The organism is Bradyrhizobium sp. BRP23 (assembly GCF_020194135.1).
Classification (GTDB): domain Bacteria; phylum Pseudomonadota; class Alphaproteobacteria; order Rhizobiales; family Xanthobacteraceae; genus Bradyrhizobium; species Bradyrhizobium yuanmingense.
Map to the genome: position 1 here is coordinate 128,255 of NZ_JADYVW010000014.1, position 19,287 is coordinate 147,541.

Annotated in this window: 18 protein-coding genes; 15 read left to right on the forward strand and 3 right to left on the reverse strand. The window is 64.6% G+C overall.

All coding sequences use genetic code 11. The features are described 5' to 3' along the window. Nucleotides 1-17: 17 nt before the first annotated feature. The 8 genes from I6F24_RS30160 to I6F24_RS30195 all read left to right on the forward strand — a co-directional run bounded on the left by I6F24_RS30160 (nucleotide 18) and on the right by I6F24_RS30195 (nucleotide 8,693). Nucleotides 18-1,241 (forward strand): AMP-binding protein, encoded by a 1,224-nt coding sequence (locus I6F24_RS30160; protein WP_036029869.1) that lies wholly within the window; start codon nucleotides 18-20, stop codon nucleotides 1,239-1,241. Between the two features lie 231 nt (nucleotides 1,242-1,472). After that, nucleotides 1,473-2,849 (forward strand): CBS domain-containing protein, encoded by a 1,377-nt coding sequence (locus I6F24_RS30165; protein ID WP_225150609.1) that lies wholly within the window; start codon nucleotides 1,473-1,475, stop codon nucleotides 2,847-2,849. Nucleotides 2,850-2,871: 22 nt separating this feature from the next. Continuing rightward, nucleotides 2,872-4,791 (forward strand): N-acetylneuraminate synthase family protein, encoded by a 1,920-nt coding sequence (locus tag I6F24_RS30170; RefSeq protein ID WP_225150607.1) that lies wholly within the window; start codon nucleotides 2,872-2,874, stop codon nucleotides 4,789-4,791. Next, nucleotides 4,791-5,480, forward strand: a complete 690-nt coding sequence (locus tag I6F24_RS30175; protein WP_036007390.1) for an acylneuraminate cytidylyltransferase family protein — start codon at nucleotides 4,791-4,793, stop codon at nucleotides 5,478-5,480. The genes I6F24_RS30170 and I6F24_RS30175 overlap by 1 nt, the downstream gene beginning before the upstream one ends. Further along, nucleotides 5,473-6,237, forward strand: coding sequence for an SDR family oxidoreductase (locus I6F24_RS30180; RefSeq protein ID WP_225150605.1), 765 nt, complete (start codon nucleotides 5,473-5,475; stop codon nucleotides 6,235-6,237). The genes I6F24_RS30175 and I6F24_RS30180 overlap by 8 nt, the downstream gene beginning before the upstream one ends. Continuing rightward, nucleotides 6,234-7,082, forward strand: coding sequence for a TIM barrel protein (locus I6F24_RS30185; protein WP_225150604.1), 849 nt, complete (start codon nucleotides 6,234-6,236; stop codon nucleotides 7,080-7,082). Before I6F24_RS30180 ends, I6F24_RS30185 begins: the two co-directional genes overlap by 4 nt. Then, nucleotides 7,079-7,840, forward strand: coding sequence for an SDR family NAD(P)-dependent oxidoreductase (locus I6F24_RS30190; protein WP_036029860.1), 762 nt, complete (start codon nucleotides 7,079-7,081; stop codon nucleotides 7,838-7,840). The genes I6F24_RS30185 and I6F24_RS30190 overlap by 4 nt, the downstream gene beginning before the upstream one ends. A gap of 13 nt (nucleotides 7,841-7,853) precedes the next feature. Beyond that, the gene (locus I6F24_RS30195) at nucleotides 7,854-8,693 is read left to right on the forward strand and encodes an SDR family oxidoreductase (protein ID WP_225150603.1); all 840 of its coding nucleotides are present in this window, start codon (nucleotides 7,854-7,856) and stop codon (nucleotides 8,691-8,693) included. Between the two features lie 61 nt (nucleotides 8,694-8,754). On the opposite strand, the gene I6F24_RS30200 is transcribed toward I6F24_RS30195, so the two are convergent. Then, on the reverse strand, nucleotides 8,755-10,170 hold the full coding sequence (locus tag I6F24_RS30200) for a DUF6418 domain-containing protein (protein WP_225150602.1): 1,416 nt from the start codon (nucleotides 10,168-10,170) through the stop codon (nucleotides 8,755-8,757). 8 nt (nucleotides 10,171-10,178) lie between these two features. Then, complete coding sequence (locus tag I6F24_RS30205; protein WP_157784013.1) at nucleotides 10,179-11,036, reverse strand: hypothetical protein; 858 nt, start codon at nucleotides 11,034-11,036, stop codon at nucleotides 10,179-10,181. Nucleotides 11,037-11,480: 444 nt separating this feature from the next. Between I6F24_RS30205 and I6F24_RS30210 the strand changes: the two genes are divergently transcribed. The 7 genes from I6F24_RS30210 to neuB all read left to right on the forward strand — a co-directional run bounded on the left by I6F24_RS30210 (nucleotide 11,481) and on the right by neuB (nucleotide 18,555). Then, nucleotides 11,481-12,365, forward strand: coding sequence for a class I SAM-dependent methyltransferase (locus tag I6F24_RS30210; RefSeq protein ID WP_057028706.1), 885 nt, complete (start codon nucleotides 11,481-11,483; stop codon nucleotides 12,363-12,365). Continuing rightward, nucleotides 12,362-12,748, forward strand: coding sequence for a hypothetical protein (locus tag I6F24_RS30215; RefSeq protein WP_225150601.1), 387 nt, complete (start codon nucleotides 12,362-12,364; stop codon nucleotides 12,746-12,748). The genes I6F24_RS30210 and I6F24_RS30215 overlap by 4 nt, the downstream gene beginning before the upstream one ends. Beyond that, on the forward strand, nucleotides 12,742-13,944 hold the full coding sequence (locus I6F24_RS30220; RefSeq protein ID WP_225150600.1) for an HAD-IIIA family hydrolase: 1,203 nt from the start codon (nucleotides 12,742-12,744) through the stop codon (nucleotides 13,942-13,944). Before I6F24_RS30215 ends, I6F24_RS30220 begins: the two co-directional genes overlap by 7 nt. Nucleotides 13,945-14,078: 134 nt before the next feature. Further along, entirely contained in the window at nucleotides 14,079-15,098 is a 1,020-nt protein-coding gene (locus I6F24_RS30225) for an NAD-dependent 4,6-dehydratase LegB (protein WP_225150599.1), read from the forward strand. After that, nucleotides 15,091-16,317, forward strand: a complete 1,227-nt coding sequence (locus I6F24_RS30230; RefSeq protein ID WP_057028702.1) for a LegC family aminotransferase — start codon at nucleotides 15,091-15,093, stop codon at nucleotides 16,315-16,317. The genes I6F24_RS30225 and I6F24_RS30230 overlap by 8 nt, the downstream gene beginning before the upstream one ends. Then, nucleotides 16,310-17,488, forward strand: a complete 1,179-nt coding sequence (neuC, locus tag I6F24_RS30235) for a UDP-N-acetylglucosamine 2-epimerase (protein ID WP_036029841.1) — start codon at nucleotides 16,310-16,312, stop codon at nucleotides 17,486-17,488. Before I6F24_RS30230 ends, neuC begins: the two co-directional genes overlap by 8 nt. After that, nucleotides 17,485-18,555, forward strand: a complete 1,071-nt coding sequence (gene neuB, locus I6F24_RS30240) for an N-acetylneuraminate synthase (protein ID WP_225150598.1) — start codon at nucleotides 17,485-17,487, stop codon at nucleotides 18,553-18,555. The genes neuC and neuB overlap by 4 nt, the downstream gene beginning before the upstream one ends. On the opposite strand, the gene I6F24_RS30245 is transcribed toward neuB, so the two are convergent. Then, the gene (locus I6F24_RS30245) at nucleotides 18,552-19,163 is read right to left on the reverse strand and encodes an acetyltransferase (protein WP_036029839.1); all 612 of its coding nucleotides are present in this window, start codon (nucleotides 19,161-19,163) and stop codon (nucleotides 18,552-18,554) included. The two genes, neuB and I6F24_RS30245, sit on opposite strands and share 4 nt — an antisense overlap. Between the last annotated feature and the right edge of the window lie 124 nt (nucleotides 19,164-19,287).

The window sequence follows — 19,287 nt, forward strand, 5'->3', positions numbered from 1 at the left end:
ACACGGAAAGAACAGCCATGACCGCCCATTACGACGCCCGCGAGACGCGTGAGCAAGCCGCGCGCGAGGCCGACCTGTTCGCCCGCCTCCCGGAGGTGCTGCGAGCCGCGATGGCCGCCCCGGCCTATGCCGAGCGGCTGAAAGGCTTCGATCCCGCCGCCGTGACCTCCAGGGCGGCTCTGGCGGATTTGCCGGTGTTGCGCAAGTCGGAACTGCCCGCCCTGCACAAGGCCTCCGCGCCCTTCGGAGGCTTCGTGGCGGCGGCGCCTGGCTCGTTCGCCCGCCTGTTCACCTCCCCCGGTCCAATCTTCGAGCCGGAAGGGCGACAAGCCGATCCCTGGCGCGGCGCAAGGGCGCTGTTCGCAGCCGGGTTCCGCCCCGACGACATCGTCCTCAATACCTTCAGCTACCATCTCACCCCCGGTGGGTTCATCTTCGATGCGTCGGCGCGCGCGCTCGGCTGCGCGGTGATCCCGGCCGGCCCCGGCAACACAGAACAGCAGTTCGAGCTGATCGAGGCCTACCGGCCGGTCGGCTACAGCGGCACGCCGGACTTCTTGAAGATTCTGCTCGATGCCGCGGCAAGCTCGGGGCGTGACGTTTCCTCGATCAAGCGCGCGCTGGTCTCGGGCGCAGCGTTTCCGCCCTCGCTCCAGGCCGAGATCAAGGGGCGCGGCATCGATGCCTACCAGGCCTTCGGTACCGCCGATCTCGGCCTCATCGCCTTCGAGACCGAGGCCCGCGAAGGCATGGTCGTGAACGAGGACCTGATCCTGGAGATCGTCAAGCCCGGCACTGGCGATCCGGTCGCACCAGGTGACGTCGGCGAGATTGTCGTGACTTCGCTCGACCCGCACCATCCCTGGATTCGGCTCGCGCTCGGCGACCTCACCGCGGCCCTGTCCGGCACGAGCCCGTGCGGGCGCACCAACATGCGCATCAAAGGCTGGATGGGCCGCGCCGACCAGACCACCAAGATCAAGGGCATGTTCGTCCGGCCCGAGCAGATCGCCGAGATCGGCAAGCGCCACGCGGGGCTCGGAAGACTTCGCCTCATCGTCACGCGCCAAGGCGAGACCGACGCCATGACGTTGAGAGCGGAAGCTGCGCCCCCTAGCGACTCGCTACGCGACGACATCGCGGCCAGCTTGCGCGCGATAACGAAGCTCGGAGGAGCCGTCGAGCTGGTCGGTCCCGGCACGCTGCCGAATGACGGCAAGGTCATCGTGGACGAGCGCTAACTTCAGCTCGATTTCGACAGCAGGTCATTGCCGGGGCTGAGCACATCCCTCCGCGAATGCGGGAGCGCGGAACGAACTCGCGGCACGACGAAGATGACGAGCGTAGAGCCCGACCTTCGGGCCATGGCTGCGATGCCGCCGGGCGCAGGAACCTTGCATCGTCCGGGCTGCTCCCGTATTACCAGACCACGCTGCGATATGGCCGGAATCGGCCCTTTCTGGACCCCAAACGTGCTTGACCGAACCCTCGTCACGATCGCCGAGACGGAGACCATTGAGGAAGCCTTCCGGCGCCTGAACGCGAACATGCTCGGCATCCTGTTCGCGCAAGACGCGAGTGGGCGAATCGTCGGCGCCGTAACGGACGGCGACATCCGCAGGCGCATGCTCACCGGTATCACGATCCAAGACCGGGTTGTGTCCTGCATCAACCGCAAATTCGTCTGGGCACCGACCGGCGGGCCACGCGAGCAGATCCTCAAGCTGCTCGACCAGCGCGTCCACGTCGTGCCGATCCTCGATGGCGAGGGACGGCTGGTCGACGTGTTCAGCCGCGAACTGTTCAACCTGTCGGAAGAGAGCGAGGTGTTCGCGCGCGCCCGCTCGCCGGTGCGGATCAGCTTCTCCGGCGGCGGCACCGACCTGACGCACTACTTCGTGGCGAATGACGGCGGCGCGGTCATCAGCGCCACGATCAAGATGTACGCTCACGCGACGTTGCGGCGCCGGAGCGATCCCAGCATCCGTATCTACTCGCACGACTTCCGCCGCACGGTCGAGGCCGACAATCTCACCGAGCTCGGAACGGGCGGAGATCTCGCACTGATCAAGTCGGTCGTGCGCCTGATCAAGCCGACTTACGGCTTCGAGCTCGAAGTGTCCGCCGACTTCCCGGTCGGTTCCGGCCTCGGCGGCTCCGCGGTGGTTTCGTCGGCGATCATCGGCTGCTTCAACGAATTTCGCAGCGACCAGTGGGACCGCCACGAGATCGCGGAGATGGCCTTCCAGGCCGAGCGGCTGATGCTCAACATCCCCGGCGGCTGGCAGGATCAGTACGCCACCGTGTTCGGCGGATTCAATCACATGGAATTCTTCTCCGACCAGAACACCATCGTGCCGCTTCGCCTCGATCCCAACATCATCGCCGAGCTCGAGGAGAGCCTGGTGCTCTGCTACGTCGGCTCGGGGCGCGATTCCGGCGCCATTCATCGCGACCAGAAGGCTCAGCACGAGACCAGCGACGCGGTGGCCGCAGCTGCCAAGCAGAAGGAAGTGACGCGCGAAATCAGGCGGCATCTGCTGCGCGGTCAACTGCTGGAATGCGGCCGGCTGATCGACGAGGCCTGGCACGCCAAGCGGAAGCTGAGCTCCAAGATCTCGTCGGACGCGATCGACGCGATCTATGATTTTGCCAAGCAGCATGGCGCGGTCGGCGGCAAGTTGCTTGGCGCGGGCGGCGGCGGTTACTTCATGTTCTTCGTCCGCCCGTTCGAGCGCTATCAGCTGATCGCGGCGCTGGAACAGCAGGGGCACAGCTGTTCGCGCATCATGTTCGAGGAGAACGGGCTGCGGACGTGGAAGTCCCGTGTTCCCACCCAGCTAGCATGACGCATATGAGACGAGAATGTTGATGACATCGCCCAAACAGCCTGCTCCGGTCCGCATCGGCAACCGTCTTCTGGGCGATGGCGAACCCTGCTACGTCATCGCCGAGATCGGCAACAACCATAATGGCGACTTCGACCGCGCCATTGCGCTGGTCGATGCCGCGGTCGCCGCCGGAGCCGATTGCGCCAAATTCCAGATGCGCAAGCTCGACGAGGTCTATCGCGCCTCGAGCCTGTCCGGGAAAGACGACGACCTCGCCGTCGAATATACGCTCGATCTTCTGCGCCGCTTCGAGCTGCCGACCGCACAGCAGAAGAAGATCGCCGAATATTGCGCAGCCAAGGGCATCGAGTACCTCTGCACGCCCTGGGACGCCAAGAGCGTCGCCGTGCTCGAAGGCTTCGGCGTGGAGGCCTACAAGGTCGCGTCCGCCGACCTCACCAATCTGCCGCTGCTCGCCCGCCTCACCGCCACCGGCAAGACGTTGATCGTCTCGACCGGCATGAGCACGACGGACGAGATCAAGGCCGCGGCGAAGTTCCTCGACGACCGGAATGCCAGCTACGTGCTGCTGCATTGCCAGAGCACCTACCCGGCCGCGCTCCACAACATTCATTTGCGTTTCATGGAAACGCTGCGCGAGATCCATCCGGTCGTCGGCTATTCCGGCCACGAGCGCGGCATTGCCGTTTCGACGGCCGCCGTCGCGCTCGGCGCCGTCGTCATCGAACGCCACATCACGCTCGATCGCGAGATGGAAGGTCCGGACCATGCCGCAAGTCTCGAGCCGGAGGAATTCAAGGCACTCGTCTCCGGCATTCGCGAGGTGGAAGCGGCCCGCGGCGAGAAGCTCGCCGAGCGCGCGCTGAGCCAGGGTGAGCTGATCAACCGCGAAAACCTCGCCAAGAGCCTGGTGGCCGCGCGCGACCTGTCGGCCGGCACCGTGATCTCCGAAAGCGACATCGCCGTGAAGAGCCCGGGACAGGGCCTGTCGCCGCTGAAGATGCCGGCGCTGCTCGGCCGCAAGCTGACGCGAACGATGGCGGCCGACGACTATTTCTTCCAGAGCGACCTCAATGAAGGCGCCGCGAAGGCGCGGCGCTACCACTTCGACCGCCCCTGGGGCGTGCCGGTGCGCTATCACGATACCGAACGCTTCTTGGAAATCTGCGAGCCCGACATCATCGAATTCCATCTCAGCTACAGCGACATGGAGCGCGATCCGGCGGCCTATCTGTCGGGCACCTATGATCTCGGTTTCGTGGTGCATGCGCCGGAGCTGTTTGCCGGCTCCAAGCTGATGGACCTCGCAACGCCCGACGAGGCGCTGCGGCGCTACTCGCTGGAGCAGACTCAGGCGGTGATCGACATCACCCGCGGCCTGAAGAAATTCTTCCCCAAGACCAAGCGTCCGCCCATCGTCGCCAATATCGGCGGCTTCACCATGGACGAGCCGCTGCCGCCGGAGGAGAAAGCCGAGCGCTACCGCATCTTTGCGCAGAGCTTGACCGAGCTCGACATGGAGGGTGTCGAGCTGACGCCGCAGACCATGGCGCCGTTTCCCTGGCATTTCGGCGGCCAGCGCCACCAGAACATCTTCATCTTCCCGGAGGAATCGGCCGCGTTCTGCGCCAAGCATGATTTGCGCATGTGCGTCGATATCTCCCACACCAAGCTCGCCGCCAATCATTTCGGCTTCGACTTCGCGCAGGGCCTCGCCCAGCTCGGGCCGCACACCGCGCATCTGCATTTCGGCGACGCCAAGGGCCTCGACGGCGAAGGTCTTCAGATCGGCGAAGGCGAGATCGATTTCGACGAGATCGGACAGGTGTTGCGCAAGCATGCACCGACGGCATCGTTCATTCCCGAAATATGGCAGGGTCACAAGAACATGGGCGAAGGCTTCTGGACCGCGCTCGAGCGTCTGGAGGGACACATCTGATGGCGCGCAAGACGCTGGCCGTGATCGCCGCGCGCGGCGGCTCCAAGGGCATCCCGCACAAGAACCTGCTCGATCTCTGCGGCAAGCCCCTGATCGCCTGGACGGTCGAACAGGCCCGCGCGGCGCGCGGCGTCGACGTCGTGGCGGTCTCGTCGGACAGCGAGGCGATCCTCGCCGCGGCCGAGGCCGCCGGCGCCGTCGGCGTGCGGCGTCCGGACGACATTTCGGGCGACCTCGCCTCCTCCGAATCCGCCTGGCTGCATGCCCTCGATGCGACCGAGGCGCGACTGGGCCGGTTCGAGCGCGTGGTCGCGCTTCAGGCCACATCGCCGATCCGCGAGCCCGGCGACATCGAGAACGCACTTGAGACCTTCGATCGCGACCATCTCGACAGCCTGCTGTCGGTTTGCGAGGTCGAGGACTACTTCAACTGGCGGATCGGCGCGAACGGCCCGGAGCCGATCAATTACGACTATCGCAACCGCCGCATGCGCCAGCAGATCGAGAAGCGCTACCTCGAGAACGGCTCGTTCTACGTCCTGATCCCATCCCTCCTGCGCGAGCAGAACAATCGTCTCGGCGGCAAGATCGGCTTCCACGTCATGGATCGTCACAAGATGTTCCAGATCGACCGGCCCGAGGACGTCAAGCTTTGCGCCGCCATCATGCGCAGTTACGGCTATGCCTGATCTCAGCGCCTTCTCGCTCGCAGGCAAGATCGCGGTGGTCACCGGCGCCTCGCGCGGCATTGGCGCGGCGATCGCGAGCGGCCTCAAGGATGCCGGAGCCACCGTGTTCGGCCTCAGCCGGTCCGGAACCGCGCCGCAGGGCGTCACCGCCATGGCCTGCGACCTCTCCGACGACAGCGCGATCGAAGGCGCATTCCGCGCCATTGCGGCAAAAGGCAATCGGATCGACGCACTCGTGAACGCCGCCGGCATCAGTCTTCCGGCCCAAGGCGGCGAAAGCGAGCTCGCACGCTTCCGTGCCACGGTCGCAACCGATCTCACCGGCGTCTACGCCACCATCCTCGCCGCCTATCCGCTCCTGAAGAACGCGGGCTCGGCGGCGATCGTCAACGTCACCAGCATCAATTCGGTGCGTGGCTTTCCCGGCAATCCCGGTTACGTCGCGGCAAAGGCGGGGCTTGCCGGCTTGACCCGCGCACTCGCCGCCGACTACGCACCGGACGGCATCCGCGTCAACGCACTTGCGCCGGGCTACGTCGCGACCGAGATGACCGCGAAGAGCTATGCCGACCCCGTCATGCACGAGGATCGGCGCCGCCACACCATGCTCGGCCGCTGGGGGCAACCCGCCGACATGGTGGGTGCCGCCGTCTTTCTCGCGTCGGAAGCCTCCGCCTATGTGACCGGCCAGGAGATCTTTGTCGACGGCGGCTGGATCGCCAAGGGCCTCGCCATCAGTTCGGATAGCACATCGTGACCGCAACGCTCGAACGCATCGGCTTCATGCAGGGACGCCTGTCGGCCCTGGTCGACGGCAAGATCCAGGCGTTCCCGTGGAACGAATGGCGCGAGGAATTTCCCCGCGCCAAGGCGCTCGGCCTGACGCGGATGGAATGGACCATCGACCAGGAGCGGCTGCGCGAGAACCCGCTGATGACCGAGCCGGGACAACAGGAGATTCTGACGCTGGCACGCGAAAATGGCGTGCGCATCCCGAGCCTGACCGGCGATTGCTTCATGCAAGCGCCGTTCTGGAAGGTCGATGCGGTCGTGCGCGATGCCCTCGTCAACGATCTCGATCTCCTGATTGCCGCCTGCAGCCGCATCGGCATCGCGTTCATCGTGGTCCCGCTGGTCGACAACGGCAAGATCGAGCGCGAGAGCGAGAGCGACACGCTCAAGCGGGTGCTGATCGCCCGCCGCGAGCAGCTCGTGAGACAGAACGTCAAGATCGTCTTCGAGTCCGATCTGCCGCCGCGCGACCTCGCCCGCTTCATGGAGGCGTTTCCGGCGGAGGTCTTCGGCATCAACTACGACAGCGGCAACAGCGCCTCGCTGGGCTACGACAGCGCCGAGGAGATCGAGGCCTACGCGCCCCGCATTCTCAACGTCCATGTCAAGGACCGCGTGCGCGGCGGCACCACCGTGCCGCTCGGCACCGGCAACGCTGATCTCGCCAAGACGATCCGGCTGATCGAACACTCAGGCTACAAGGGACAGTACATCCTGCAAACTGCGCGGGCCGGCGACGGCGATCACGCCGGCGCGCTGGCGACATATCGCGACATGACGGTTCGCTGGATCGAGGATGCCGCGCGATGAGGCTCGAGCTGGATGATCGCGTCGCGCTCGTCACCGGCGCCAGCCGCGGCATCGGGCTCGCGATCGCGACGACGCTCGCCGCAGAAGGCGCCAGGGTCGCGCTCGCGGCGCGCGGCGCAGATGCGCTCGATGCCGCGCGGGCTACGGTGGGCGGCAGCACGTCGGTTCACGTGGCCGATGTCACCGATCCGGCTGCCGCAGCGGGGCTGCTGAACGAGGTCGAACGGCAGTGGGGACGCCTCGACATTCTCGTTTGCAACGTCGGCAGCGGCGCTTCCGTGCCGCCCGGGCAGGAGAATGCAGCGGAATGGTCGCGGGTGATGGATCTCAATTTCTTCGCCACGACCAACATGATCGAGGCCGCACGGCCGCTGATGGCGCGCGGCAGCGGCGACCGGTCGATCGTCTGTATCTCCTCGATCGCCGGCATGGCGGCGCTGGGCGCACCCGTCACCTACTATGCCGCGAAGGCGGCGCTGAACGCCACCGTGCGCGGGCTGGCACGCCCGCTGGCGCTCGAAGGCATCCGCATCAATGCGGTCGCGCCCGGCAACATCCTCGCCGCCGACGGCACCTGGGCGCGCAAGCTCGCCGAGAACAGGGCCGCGGTCGAGGACATGCTTGTTCGCGAGGTGGCGCTGCGCCGGCTCGGCAAGCCGGAAGAGGTCGCCGACCTCGTCGCATTCCTCGCCTCGCCGCGCGCGGCGTTCATTACCGGCAGCGTCATGGTCGCCGACGGCGGCCAATTGCGCGGCTGAACAGGAGCTCCCGATGGCAAGCCCGTCCTCACGCTATGACCTGACCGGCCGTACCGCTCTCGTGACCGGTGCAGGCGGCCTGCTCGGCCGGCAGCATGTCGCCGCGCTCTCCGAGGCGGGGGCGCGCGTCGTCGTGACCGACGTCGGGCTTGCGCAGGCCGAAGCCGCCGTTGCCACGCTCAAGCAGAATGCGCCGTCCGCCGACCTGATCGCGCTTGCGATCGACGTCACCACACTCGATTCGGTGCGCGCTGCGCACGAGCAGCTTTCCGGCCGCGGCGTCTCCGTCGACATCCTCGTCAACAACGCGGCCATCGATCCCAAGGTGACCTCCGCACCGGGCGTGATGCATTCCTCCCGCTTCGAGGCGTTTCCGGTACCGCAATGGCAGACCGAGATCGCCGTGGGCCTCACCGGCGCGATGCTGTGCGCGCAGGTGTTCGGCGGCGCGATGGCATCGCGGGGCCGCGGTGTGATCCTCAACATCGCCTCCGATCTCGGCGTGATCGCGCCGGACCAGCGGCTCTATCGCCAACCGCAGGTGACGCGCGAGGAGGAGCAGCCGGTGAAGCCGGTGACCTACTCCGTGATCAAGCACGGCTTGATCGGGCTGACGAAGTATCTGGCGACGTACTGGGCCGATCACGGCGTCCGCGTCAACGCGATCTCGCCGGGCGGGGTCTTCAACAACCAGGATCCGGCCTTCGTCGAGCGACTGACGCGCCTGATCCCGATGGGCCGCATGGCCGAGGTCGACGAGTACCGCGCCGCGGTGCAGTTCCTGTGCTCGGATGCCTCGAGCTACATGACCGGGCAGAACCTGGTGATGGATGGCGGTCGAAGCGTGTGGTAGCCGCGGCGCGCCGCTCACGACGAGAGCGACACCGCTCTGCGCTGCTCGCCGGACGTAGCTCCTAAACTTTGGAAACCGCAGAGCGGCGAAACAAGCGAGTTTTGTCGGCGAGCACCCACGGGAGAACGGGACGGCCCAACATCTGCCAACGCTCCTCCAGAATGATCGCGGCGAACAGCGCGGCAATTTTAATCCAATATGTCGGCGTCGCCGCAAAGTTCAGCATGCCCCCGATGTACATGACGTAGAAGCCATACAGCACATAGAACGACAGCATTGCCGTCAGATATCGCCCGGCAACGATTGAGCGGATCATGATCGCGGAAATGAGCGCCGTGAGCCAGCCGGCTCCCAGCAGAAAGAACCAGCTCAAATAGGGACCAAACAGCTCGAAAAAGATTTCAGGAAATCCACCTGCGAATTGAAACCCGCCCGTGATGTGCTCCGTCGTCCGTGGCTCACCGATCGTTTCGGACATCAGGAACTGCGGTGTCGTGTTTCGTCCCGCAACGATGGGACGCCCGAACAGGGCATCGAAGGCACGGCGTGCATCCCAATCTCCGTTGACCAGAACACGCTGATAGGACGCCCATCCTATCTCTGACGGCTGCACGAGAGCGCGCTCCACGAAAGCGCCCCGCGCGGCCTCTCCTTCGTATCCTCTGACCCTGGTCAGATTCCAGTAGAGCGCGAATGCAATCATCGCGACCGTCGCCGCTATGATGCCGGTGCCCGCCAGCACGATGCGGCGATCGGCGATCCGAGGCAGCAAGCTTAACGAACGTCCGCCTGCAAAGCCTCGCGCCTGAACGAGCAAAGCCGCCGAGAACGGTATGATAAAGAATCCACAATATCGGTAGAAGGGCGAGAAGCGCCCGCCTACGAGAAACATGTAGAAGATCATTGCAGCCAGCAAAACCAGAAAGCGATAATCGTATCGCCGCCGTCGCAACCACTCAGCGACGAACATGGTCCCCCACCAGAAGCAGACCATGTCGCCTCGCTCGATCACAAAGCGATGAAGAAAATTGGCCTGCTCGTTGAAGGTCCAACGCTCGATCTTGGCGAACAGTGGAATGACGCCCCCCTGTATCAGAGCGCCGAAAAGCAGGATCAAGAAAAGGACCGACACGTAGAATGTGACGTCCGACAGAGTCAGTTGAGATTGGCTCGGATGCGGCTCGGGAACTGGAGCCGACCGAGCCCAATCATCCAGCGCCTGCGCATTGAAAACCCAGAGGAATGGAAGAAGCGTCAGAAAATAGGCGATCGACTGGAACACAGTCATGACGCCGGGACCAATGAACAGCTGAAGCTGGGACGAAAGGATTGGCCCCGAGAGATCGATGTAGAACGAGGAGATCGTCCGCCACACGAAGGTAAACAAAAGAAAGGCGAGGCACAGGAAAATTGTCGATCTGAAGCGCAACAACCAAACGATGAAGAGCAGTATCGAGACACCAGCCAAAAGGGTCATGGCCAGCTCTACCCTACGCGGACCGATCGCTTCAGAAGGAAAGTCAAAAGGCCAATGAAAAGGACGATGCCCAAGCCCGCCAGAATGGCTCTTTGCACGAGATTGACCTCCCTGGGGCCTTCCATCACAGGAGATGATCCATCCTGCAGGCCTGTCATCCTCACAGTGCGCTCGCTATAGGTCAGTAACGCAATGCGCGTTTCGACGTTGAGAATTCCATCAACTGAGCCCCCGGGGCTCGACATCAAGGCCGTGCCATCCGGCCGAGCCGGAGTAACGTATATGTCGCCCTTCTTGAGCGAATCGCTCAGGCGCACCTTTGCATCTTGAAGGCTGTCGCGCACGGAACGCAACAATTCCATTCTGGGTTCAAGCAATTTCTGATGAACGGCTTGGATTGCGGCAACGGCCTGTTGAAGCAGGATCAGCGCCTCCTCCTTCGAGGCGGAACTTGCCTCCAGACGGATGATGGAATCGTCTATGACGATCCCGCGCAACGAAGCTCCGGCGAACGCCCCCCGGCGGTCGTGAAGTGCCTTGCGAGCATCGGCAAGTACACTGTCTTGGAACTGAATCCCTCCGATCCGTGTCACCAGCTCACGGGCACTCTCTACGCGTTCGACGGTCATCGCAGACCGGCCGAGAAGGCCGTCAAGGCTGGGCATTGTACCAAGTGCAATCGTCGCGCTTGCGGTCCAGGATTCCACCTTTCGGCCGACGTCCAGGGAACCTAGAGCAGCCAACAACATGGCTCCGATGGCGAGCGAAAGAACCCAATGCTTCCGTACTGTTCGGATAGCGACATCGGACCACCTCGCAAGCTGCGGACGGACTGAAGCTTGGGGCGCACGCTCGATCATGGGCATGTACTCTTGTCCCGGACACAATATGAACGGAAAGCTCCATACCGTGAATGGGGCGCCCGGTCGACATCATACTAAGCAATCTATGGTTGATTAATCGGCTCCTGTGCCAAATTCTCGAGGAACCATTGTGGCCCTGGCCGCCCTCGGTCCGTCCTGCCGTCTGATCCACCAAAGGTGACCCGCGACTTTCGTCAGGCTCAAGCCTTGGTCGCCCAAGCGGCCGCTGGACATGAGGGCGCTCTTGCTACCGGAACGAGTGCCGCCATCTCTGTGCTCCAGTCCTTGCATTGGGGCTGCGGCTCCCGTATGACCGAAACTAGCTATGTGAGTTGGTATCTGCCTCAAACAGGCAGAACATCGGCCTTTCTTGGACCTACACCGTGCTTCAACCACCGCTCGTCAGCATCACTCCGATCGTGGCCATTCCGGCGAGGAAATGCTGACGTGCGCTGGCAAACAAAGGCGCGGGCGTTCTCCGTATTGTCGAACATTCCCTGGGGCGAAGACCTGCATTACGCCCTGCAGCGCTACGTCACACGACGGCTGCCGCGCCCCGAACGACAGGTCAGGTCCATCTATACGCTTGCGCAGCGGCTGCTGGGCGTCCACGACAGGTACAGCATCCGACCGTTACGGGATTCGACTTTTTACGAGTTCGGCGCCGGGCGGGATCTGATCATTCCTCTCGCCTTCAGTGCACATGGGGCGCGACGTTTCATCACCGTCGACATCGAGCGCTTGGCCAAGCTGGAACTGATCCGCGCCAACGCAGCCGTGATTTCTCGACTGAGCGGGACCGACCACCCCGACTTGAAGTCCGTAGAGGACCTCGAACGTTACTGGCACATCGACTACCGCGCACCGGCCGATGCCCGAACGACAGGCCTGCCAGCCGGTTCGATCGACTGCGCGGTCTCGGTCGAAACGCTCGAGCACATTCCCAAGAGCGACATCGCGGCGATCCTGAAGGAGTTGCGACGCATCATGCGCCCTGACGGGCTTATCCTCATGCAAATCGACTACGGCGACCACTTCAAAGGCTTCGATCCGTCCATCAGCTCATTCAATTTCCTGACCTATTCCGACGAGGATTGGGCGCCCTTCCAGTCTCGCTTCCAATACGTCAATCGTTTGCGCCATAGCGAATATCTGCAGCTGTTCAGAGAGGCCGGGTTTGAACTTCTCAGCGACCAACCAGACCGCCGGCCACCTGAGCAGCAGATCCTGGAACGGTTGGCACCGCGCTTTCGAAATTTCTCTCCGGAGGATCTGTTCACGCTAGGCTCCCTGATCGTTGGCCGCCCGACTGACCTGCCGAAAGGAAATTGAAGATCGCCAATTCTCGGCTGCTGCGACGGGCCCCATCCAAGAGATCTCGCGATGTGCACGATCACATTTGTCCTGACCTTGCTGTTCTTCCTGATCCAGCTCGGCACAGTTGGCTCCGCCAGAACCTACGAAAAGGAATCATCCTCTCGGACCCGTATACGATCGGCATCGTCCAGGCGACCATCGGCGCGCCGGCCGCCTATCTGTTCTCCGATCTGGACACCGTGAACGAAATGATCGCAACAGGTGCAAAACCGGTCGTACGCACGATTCTGCAGCCGGCTGAAGGAGATCAGCGGCTTGCAAATACTTGCAGGCTGATCGCCCCTCTGGTGCGCGTCGTGTTGCATCACTCATGCCATCGGAGGGACAAATCATGCTGAGACAAGCCGTCATCCTCGTCGGTGGGCTCGGCACCCGCCTTGGCGAACGCACCAAATCCGTGCCGAAGCCGATGCTCGAGATCGGCGGCCGGCCGTTTCTCGACACGCTGATCGATGAACTCGCCCGCTATCAGGCCTTCGATGAGATCCTGTTGCTTGCCGGCCACAAGGCCGACATCGTCGAGAGCCACTACGCCGGAGCGGCGCGGGGCCGGGCAAAGATCGTCGTGTCGCGCGAAACCGAGCCGCTCGGCACCGGCGGCGCGCTCGTGAACGCACGGGATCTGCTGCACGACCGCTTCCTGCTGCTCAACGGCGACTCGCTGTTCGACTTCAACCTGCTTGATCTGATCGCGCGTGCGCGGGACGGTCGGATTCACATGGCATTGCGCGACGGCGTCGTCGGGGACCGCTACGGGCGCGTCGCGCTCGAGGGCGGCGTGGTGCGCGATTTCATCGCCCCGGGTGCGGGCGCCACGGGGCCGGTCAATGCCGGGATCTACGTCGTCGACAAGTCCGTTCTCGCCGATATCGCGAAGCTTCCCGCCTCCCTCGAACAGGACGTGTTTCCCGGCCTTGCCGCGCGCGGCGAGCTGCGCGGCACCGCCTATCGCGGCTATTTCATCGACATCGGCATCCCCGACGATTTCGCGCGCGCCGACCGCGAGCTGCGCGAGAAGCTGCGGCGTCCCGCCGTGTTCTTCGATCGCGACGGCGTGCTCAACCATGATTCCGGCTACACATTCGAGACGCACAAGCTCGAATGGATCGACGGGGCACGCGAGGCCGTGAAGACCGTCAACGACGCCGGCTATTTCGCCTTCGTCATCACCAATCAATCCGGCGTCGCGCGCGGCTATTACGAGGAGCATCACGTCGTCACCCTGCACCGCTGGATGGCGGAGCAGATGGCGCTGGTCGGCGCGCATATCGACGCCTTCGAATATTGCCCCGATCATCCCGAGGGAACCGTGGCCCGCTATTGCCGCGTCAGCGACCGTCGCAAGCCGGCGCCGGGCATGATCGCCGACCTGGCGCAGCGTTTCCCCATCGACATGGCGCGCAGCATGGTGATCGGCGACAAGCCGAGCGACCTCGAGGCCGCGCAGGCTGCCGGACTTCCCGGCCATTTGTTCCAGGGCGGCAATCTCGAGGCGTTCGTAAGAGCGCGCCTGAACGCGGCCGGCAACACTTAGATGGCGCGTCAAAAACTGCTGCATTCCCGGGCATTTGTCAGCTTTCGCACCGCTGCTATGTTGCGCGCGACCGCCAGTATGCTATAGCGCCATCTTGTTGCGAAGACTGGCTTAATCGCCTTTTGGGGTCCGGCATGGCAGATCTGAGGGACGCCCGCGTCCTCGTTACCGGCAGCGACGGCTTCATCGGTTCGCATGTCGTCGAGGAGCTGGTGAAAGCCGGGGCCTGCGTCAAGGCGATCGTCTATTACAACTCCTTCAACTCGTGGGGCTGGCTGGACACCGTTCCTGCCGACATCATGAAGTGCGTGGAGGTGGTCGCCGGGGACATCCGCGATCCGCATTTCACGATCGCAGCCGCAAGCGGCTGCACCGACGTGCTGCACCTGGCGGCGCTGATCGCGATTCCCTTCTCCTATGTCGCGCCCGATTCCTATGTCGAGACCAATGTGCGCGGCACCGTGAACGTGCTCCAGGCCGCGCGCATGGCCGGCGTGCGGCGCTTCGTGCAGACCTCGACCAGCGAGGTCTATGGCACGGCGCAGACCGTTCCGATCAAGGAGAGCCATCCGCTGGTCGGCCAGTCGCCCTACTCGGCCTCGAAGATCGCCTCCGATCAGATGGCGCTATCGTTCCACGCCTCGTTCGACCTGCCGGTCGTGGTGATCAGGCCGTTCAACACCTATGGACCGCGGCAATCGGCCCGCGCGGTGATCCCTACCATCATCAGCCAGATCGCGACCGGCAAGCGCAGGATCCGTCTCGGCGCCGTCAGCCCGACCCGTGACTTCTCCTTCGTCACCGACACCGCGCGCGGCCTGATCGCAGGACTCACCGCTCCGGCCGAGCAGACCGTCGGCCAGACCATCAATCTCGGCAGCGGCTTCGAGATCTCGGTCGGCGCCACCGCGCAGATGATTGCCGACGTGATGGGGACCACGATCGAGATCGAGACCGACGAGGCGCGCCTGCGCCCCGCCAATAGCGAGGTCGAGCGCCTCTGGGCCGACAATTCCAAGGCGCGCCAGCAGCTCGGCTGGGCCCCGGAATTCGGTGGGATCGAAGGCATGCGCCAGGGCATCGTGAAGACGGTGAACTGGTTCACCAATCCCGTCAATCTCGGCCGCTACAAGGCGGACGTCTACAATGTCTGAGGCAATTGTGGGAACGGCCGCGACCAGATCCGACCTCTCTACGCGCACCTTCGATCCGAAGGCTGTGGTCGATGCCGTCCGGCGCGCCGCAGGCACGCCCAACGGCATCCTCGGCCTGCACGAGCCGGTGTTTGCCGGCAACGAGGTCGCCTATCTCGAAGAATGCATCAAGAGCACTTTCGTCTCCTCGGTCGGCCCGTTCGTCGACCGCTTCGAGCGGATGCTGGAGGAGGTGACGGGCGCCAAACGCGCGGTCGCCGTCGTCAACGGCACGGCGGCATTGCACGCCTGCTTCCGCCTCGCCGGCGTCGAGCCCGGCGACGAGGTCATCTCGCCGGCGCTGACCTTCATCGCGACCACGAACGCGATCGCCTATTGCGGGGCGGTGCCGCATTTCGTCGACAGCTCCTTCGCCACGCTCGGCATGGACCCGCGCGCCCTCGCCGCGCGGCTCGAGAGAATTGCCGAGCGAACGCCAAAGGGCGCGGTCAATCGCGAGACCGGACACCGCATCGCTGCGATCTCGCCGATGCACACGTTCGGGCATCCCGTCGAGCTCGACGAGATCGCCGCGATCGCCCGCGACTGGGGCATCGCACTGGTGGAGGACGCCGCGGAATCCTTGGGCTCGACCTACAAGGGTCACGCCGTCGGATCGCAGGCGCGGCTCGCGGCGCTGAGTTTCAACGGCAACAAGATCGTCACCACAGGCGGCGGCGGCGCCATCCTCACCAACGACGAGGAGCTCGGACGCCGCGCCAAGCATCTCACCACCACCGCGAAGCTGCCGCACAAATGGGCCTTCGTGCACGACGAGATCGGCTTCAACTACCGCCTACCCAACCTGAACGCCGCGCTCGGCTGCGCCCAGCTCGAGCAGCTCGACGGTTTCCTGGCGAGCAAGCGCCGGCTGGCGGCAGCCTATGAGCGCGTCTTTGCGGACGTTCCTGGCGTGAGCTTCTCGCGCGAGCCCGAGGGCACCACGAGCAATTACTGGCTGAACGCGATCCTGCTCGACGAGGCCCATGCCGGACGGCGGGACGACCTGCTGACGGCGCTGAACGAAGCCGGCTTCGGCGCGCGACCGGCCTGGACCCTGATGCACCGCCTGCCGATGTTCTCGGACAGCCCGCGCGGCGATCTCGCCACCGCCGAGTCGATCGAGCGCCGCCTGATCAACCTGCCGAGCAGCGCCAGCATCAGAGCCCGCGATGAATAGCGGCACGCGAAAGATCTGCTTCGTCACCGGCAGCCGGGCCGATTTCGGGCTGCTGGTCTGGCCGATGCGCGCGATCCGCGAGACGTCAGGCTTGAGGCTCCAGCTCATCGCCACCGGTATGCATCTCGCGCCCGAGTTCGGCTACACCTTCAACGCCATTCGCGACGAGGGCTTCGAGGTCGACGAGCGCGTCGAGACGCTGCTTGCCAGCGACACCGGCGCGGGCGTTGCAAAATCGGTCGGGCTCGGCGTGATCGGCTTTGCCGACGCGTTCACGCGGCTGCAACCGGATCTCGTCGTCGTGCTCGGCGACCGCTTCGAGATGTTTGCGGCCGCCCAGGCCGCGATGTTCATGCGGCTGCCGATGGCGCATCTGTTCGGCGGCGACGTCACCGAAGGCGCGGTCGACGAATCCGTCCGCCACGCCATCAGCAAGATGTCGCATCTGCATTTCACCAGCAATCAGGACTCGACGCGGCGCTTGATGCAGCTTGGCGAGCACCCAACCCGTGTCCACACCATCGGCTCGGTCGGCATCGACGCCATCAAGCATCTCGATCTGATGAACCGCGACGACATCGGCAACGCGATCGGGATGCCGCTCGGCGAGCGCAATGCGCTCGTGACGTTCCATCCGGTGACGGTCGAGGCCGGACGCTCGGTGGCCGAGCTGGATGAGCTGTTCGCGGCGCTGTCGAGGCTCGATCCCGGCTTTCGCCTCATCTTCACGCTCGCCAATGCCGATGCCGAAGGGCGCGCGCTGAACGACCGGACCAAGGCCTTCGCGGCCGGCCGGCCGAACACGATCGCGGTCGCCTCGCTCGGGCAGCTCCGCTATCTCAGCCTGATGAGCCAGGTGGACGTCGTGATCGGCAATTCGTCGAGCGGCATCCTCGAAGCGCCGTCATTCGGTGTTCCGACGGTGGACATCGGCGACCGTCAGAAGGGGCGCGAGCGCGCCGACTCGGTATTTCACGCCACGCCCGAGCGCGGCGCGATCGCCGCGGCGATCTCGCAAGCGCTTGAGCGGGGCCGCAAGGACACCGTCAATCCCTATGGCGACGGCGATTCCAGCCGGCGCTTTGCCGACATCATCGCGGCCATCCCGGATTTCGGCCAGCTCCTGAAGAAGGGCTTCTACGAAGCTCCCGCAAACGGAGCGCGGCCATGACGAGACACACGCTGATCATCGCGGAGGCCGGCGTCAATCACGACGGCAGCCTGGACAAGGCACTGGCCCTCGTCGATGCTGCGGCCGATGCCGGTGCCGACATCGTCAAGTTCCAGACCTTCAATGCAAAGGCGCTGGCGGGCGGAGCGGCGAAGAAGGCCGGCTACCAGCAGCGCACGACGGACGCCGCCGAGAGCCAGCTCGCCATGCTGGAACGTCTCGAGCTGCCGCAGGCTGCACATCACACACTGATCGCGCGCGCCGAGGAGCGCGGTATCGAGTTCCTGTCGACACCCTTCGACGACGCTTCACTCGCCTTTCTGCTGTCGCTCGAACTGCCGCGCATCAAGATCGGATCGGGCGATCTCACCAATGCCCCGCTGCTGCACGCTGCAGCGAGGGCCGGTGCGACGCTGATCCTCTCGACCGGCATGGCGACGCTCAGCGAGATCGAGGAACCCCTCGGCGTATTGGCGCACGGCTACGCGCAGCGCAACGATGCTGCGGGCCTCGCATCTTTCCGCGCGGCGTGGCGCGATCCGGCAGCGCGCGCCGCGCTGGCGCGGCACGTCAGCCTGCTCCATTGCACGACCGAATATCCCTGCCCCATCGCCGATGTGAACCTCGCTGCGATGGCGACGATGCGGTCGGCGTTCCAGCTTCCGGTCGGCTATTCCGATCACACTGACGGTTTCGAGGTTTCGGTCGCCGCGGTCGCGCTCGGCGCGGCGGTCATCGAGAAGCACCTGACGCTGGATCGCAGCGCGCCCGGTCCCGACCACGCGGCCTCGCTCGAACCTGATGATTTCAAGCGGATGGTCGGCGCCATCCGCAATGTTGAGGCCGCGCTCGGCGACGGCGTTAAGGCACCGAGGGAGTCCGAGGTCGGCAATGTGCCGGTCGCGCGCAAGAGCATCGTGGCGGCACGCGCACTGAAGGCCGGCGAGATCATCGGCCCGGCCGACATCACCGCCAAGCGGCCGGGCACGGGGCGGTCGCCGATCGAGTACTGGTCCCTGATCGGGACCGCGGCACCGCGGGCGCTCGAGCCGGATGATCCGGTCTAGCGGCGAGGCTTGGCAGGAACCCCGCGCAGCACCGAGCCGGACGGCCATGAGCCGGTGACGACAGAGCCCATCGCGACCAGCGTATCGTTGCCGATGGAAATGTGATCGCGGACACGGCTGCCGAGCCCGACGAAGCAATTGTCGCCGATCTCGGCGCCACCGCCGACCACCGTTCCCGGCGAGAGATGGGTGTAGTGTCCAATGCGCACGTCGTGCTCGACGACCGCGCCCGAATTGATGATGCAGTGATGGCCGATCATGCTTCGCGCATTGACGATCGCGCCCGGCATGATGACGCAGCCCAGACCGATCGTTGCCGACGGCGAGACGAACGCGCGCGGATGGATCACCGACGCCCAGCGCGTCAGCTGCAGCCGGCCGATCATCTGCCGGCGCGCGGGCCCCGCCTGCATCGTTCCGACCCCGACCACGAAGGCGGCATCGGGATAGTTCGGCGCAACATCATCGGTTCCGAGATAGCGCGCATCGCCCAACGTTCCCGGCTGGCGATCGAGGAAACCGATGACGTTGAACTGGCCCGACAGAAGCGCTGCCTCGTAGACCATGAAGGCATGTTCGCCGCCGCCGATGATGATCAGATCGTCCATCGCGATTCCCCTGAGCTGCACCGATCTTAGCGGCCGGGCCCGGGCGCTTCAAACCGACCGATTGCGCCTGAAAACGCTTGAATTAACAAGGACAAGCCCGGGTCCCCTGACGGGGTTGACGCCG

Coding starts and splice junctions, on each gene's coding strand:
- I6F24_RS30160 (WP_036029869.1), top strand. CDS start 18: ATGACCGCCCATTACGACGCCCGCGAGACGCGTGAGCAAGCCGCGCGC.
- I6F24_RS30170 (WP_225150607.1), top strand. CDS start 2,872: ATGACATCGCCCAAACAGCCTGCTCCGGTCCGCATCGGCAACCGTCTT.
- I6F24_RS30175 (WP_036007390.1), top strand. CDS start 4,791: ATGGCGCGCAAGACGCTGGCCGTGATCGCCGCGCGCGGCGGCTCCAAG.
- I6F24_RS30180 (WP_225150605.1), top strand. CDS start 5,473: ATGCCTGATCTCAGCGCCTTCTCGCTCGCAGGCAAGATCGCGGTGGTC.
- I6F24_RS30190 (WP_036029860.1), top strand. CDS start 7,079: ATGAGGCTCGAGCTGGATGATCGCGTCGCGCTCGTCACCGGCGCCAGC.
- I6F24_RS30195 (WP_225150603.1), top strand. CDS start 7,854: ATGGCAAGCCCGTCCTCACGCTATGACCTGACCGGCCGTACCGCTCTC.
- I6F24_RS30200 (WP_225150602.1), bottom strand. CDS start 10,170: ATGACCCTTTTGGCTGGTGTCTCGATACTGCTCTTCATCGTTTGGTTG.
- I6F24_RS30205 (WP_157784013.1), bottom strand. CDS start 11,036: ATGCCCATGATCGAGCGTGCGCCCCAAGCTTCAGTCCGTCCGCAGCTT.
- I6F24_RS30220 (WP_225150600.1), top strand. CDS start 12,742: ATGCTGAGACAAGCCGTCATCCTCGTCGGTGGGCTCGGCACCCGCCTT.
- I6F24_RS30225 (WP_225150599.1), top strand. CDS start 14,079: ATGGCAGATCTGAGGGACGCCCGCGTCCTCGTTACCGGCAGCGACGGC.
- I6F24_RS30230 (WP_057028702.1), top strand. CDS start 15,091: ATGTCTGAGGCAATTGTGGGAACGGCCGCGACCAGATCCGACCTCTCT.
- neuC (WP_036029841.1), top strand. CDS start 16,310: ATGAATAGCGGCACGCGAAAGATCTGCTTCGTCACCGGCAGCCGGGCC.
- neuB (WP_225150598.1), top strand. CDS start 17,485: ATGACGAGACACACGCTGATCATCGCGGAGGCCGGCGTCAATCACGAC.
- I6F24_RS30245 (WP_036029839.1), bottom strand. CDS start 19,163: ATGGACGATCTGATCATCATCGGCGGCGGCGAACATGCCTTCATGGTC.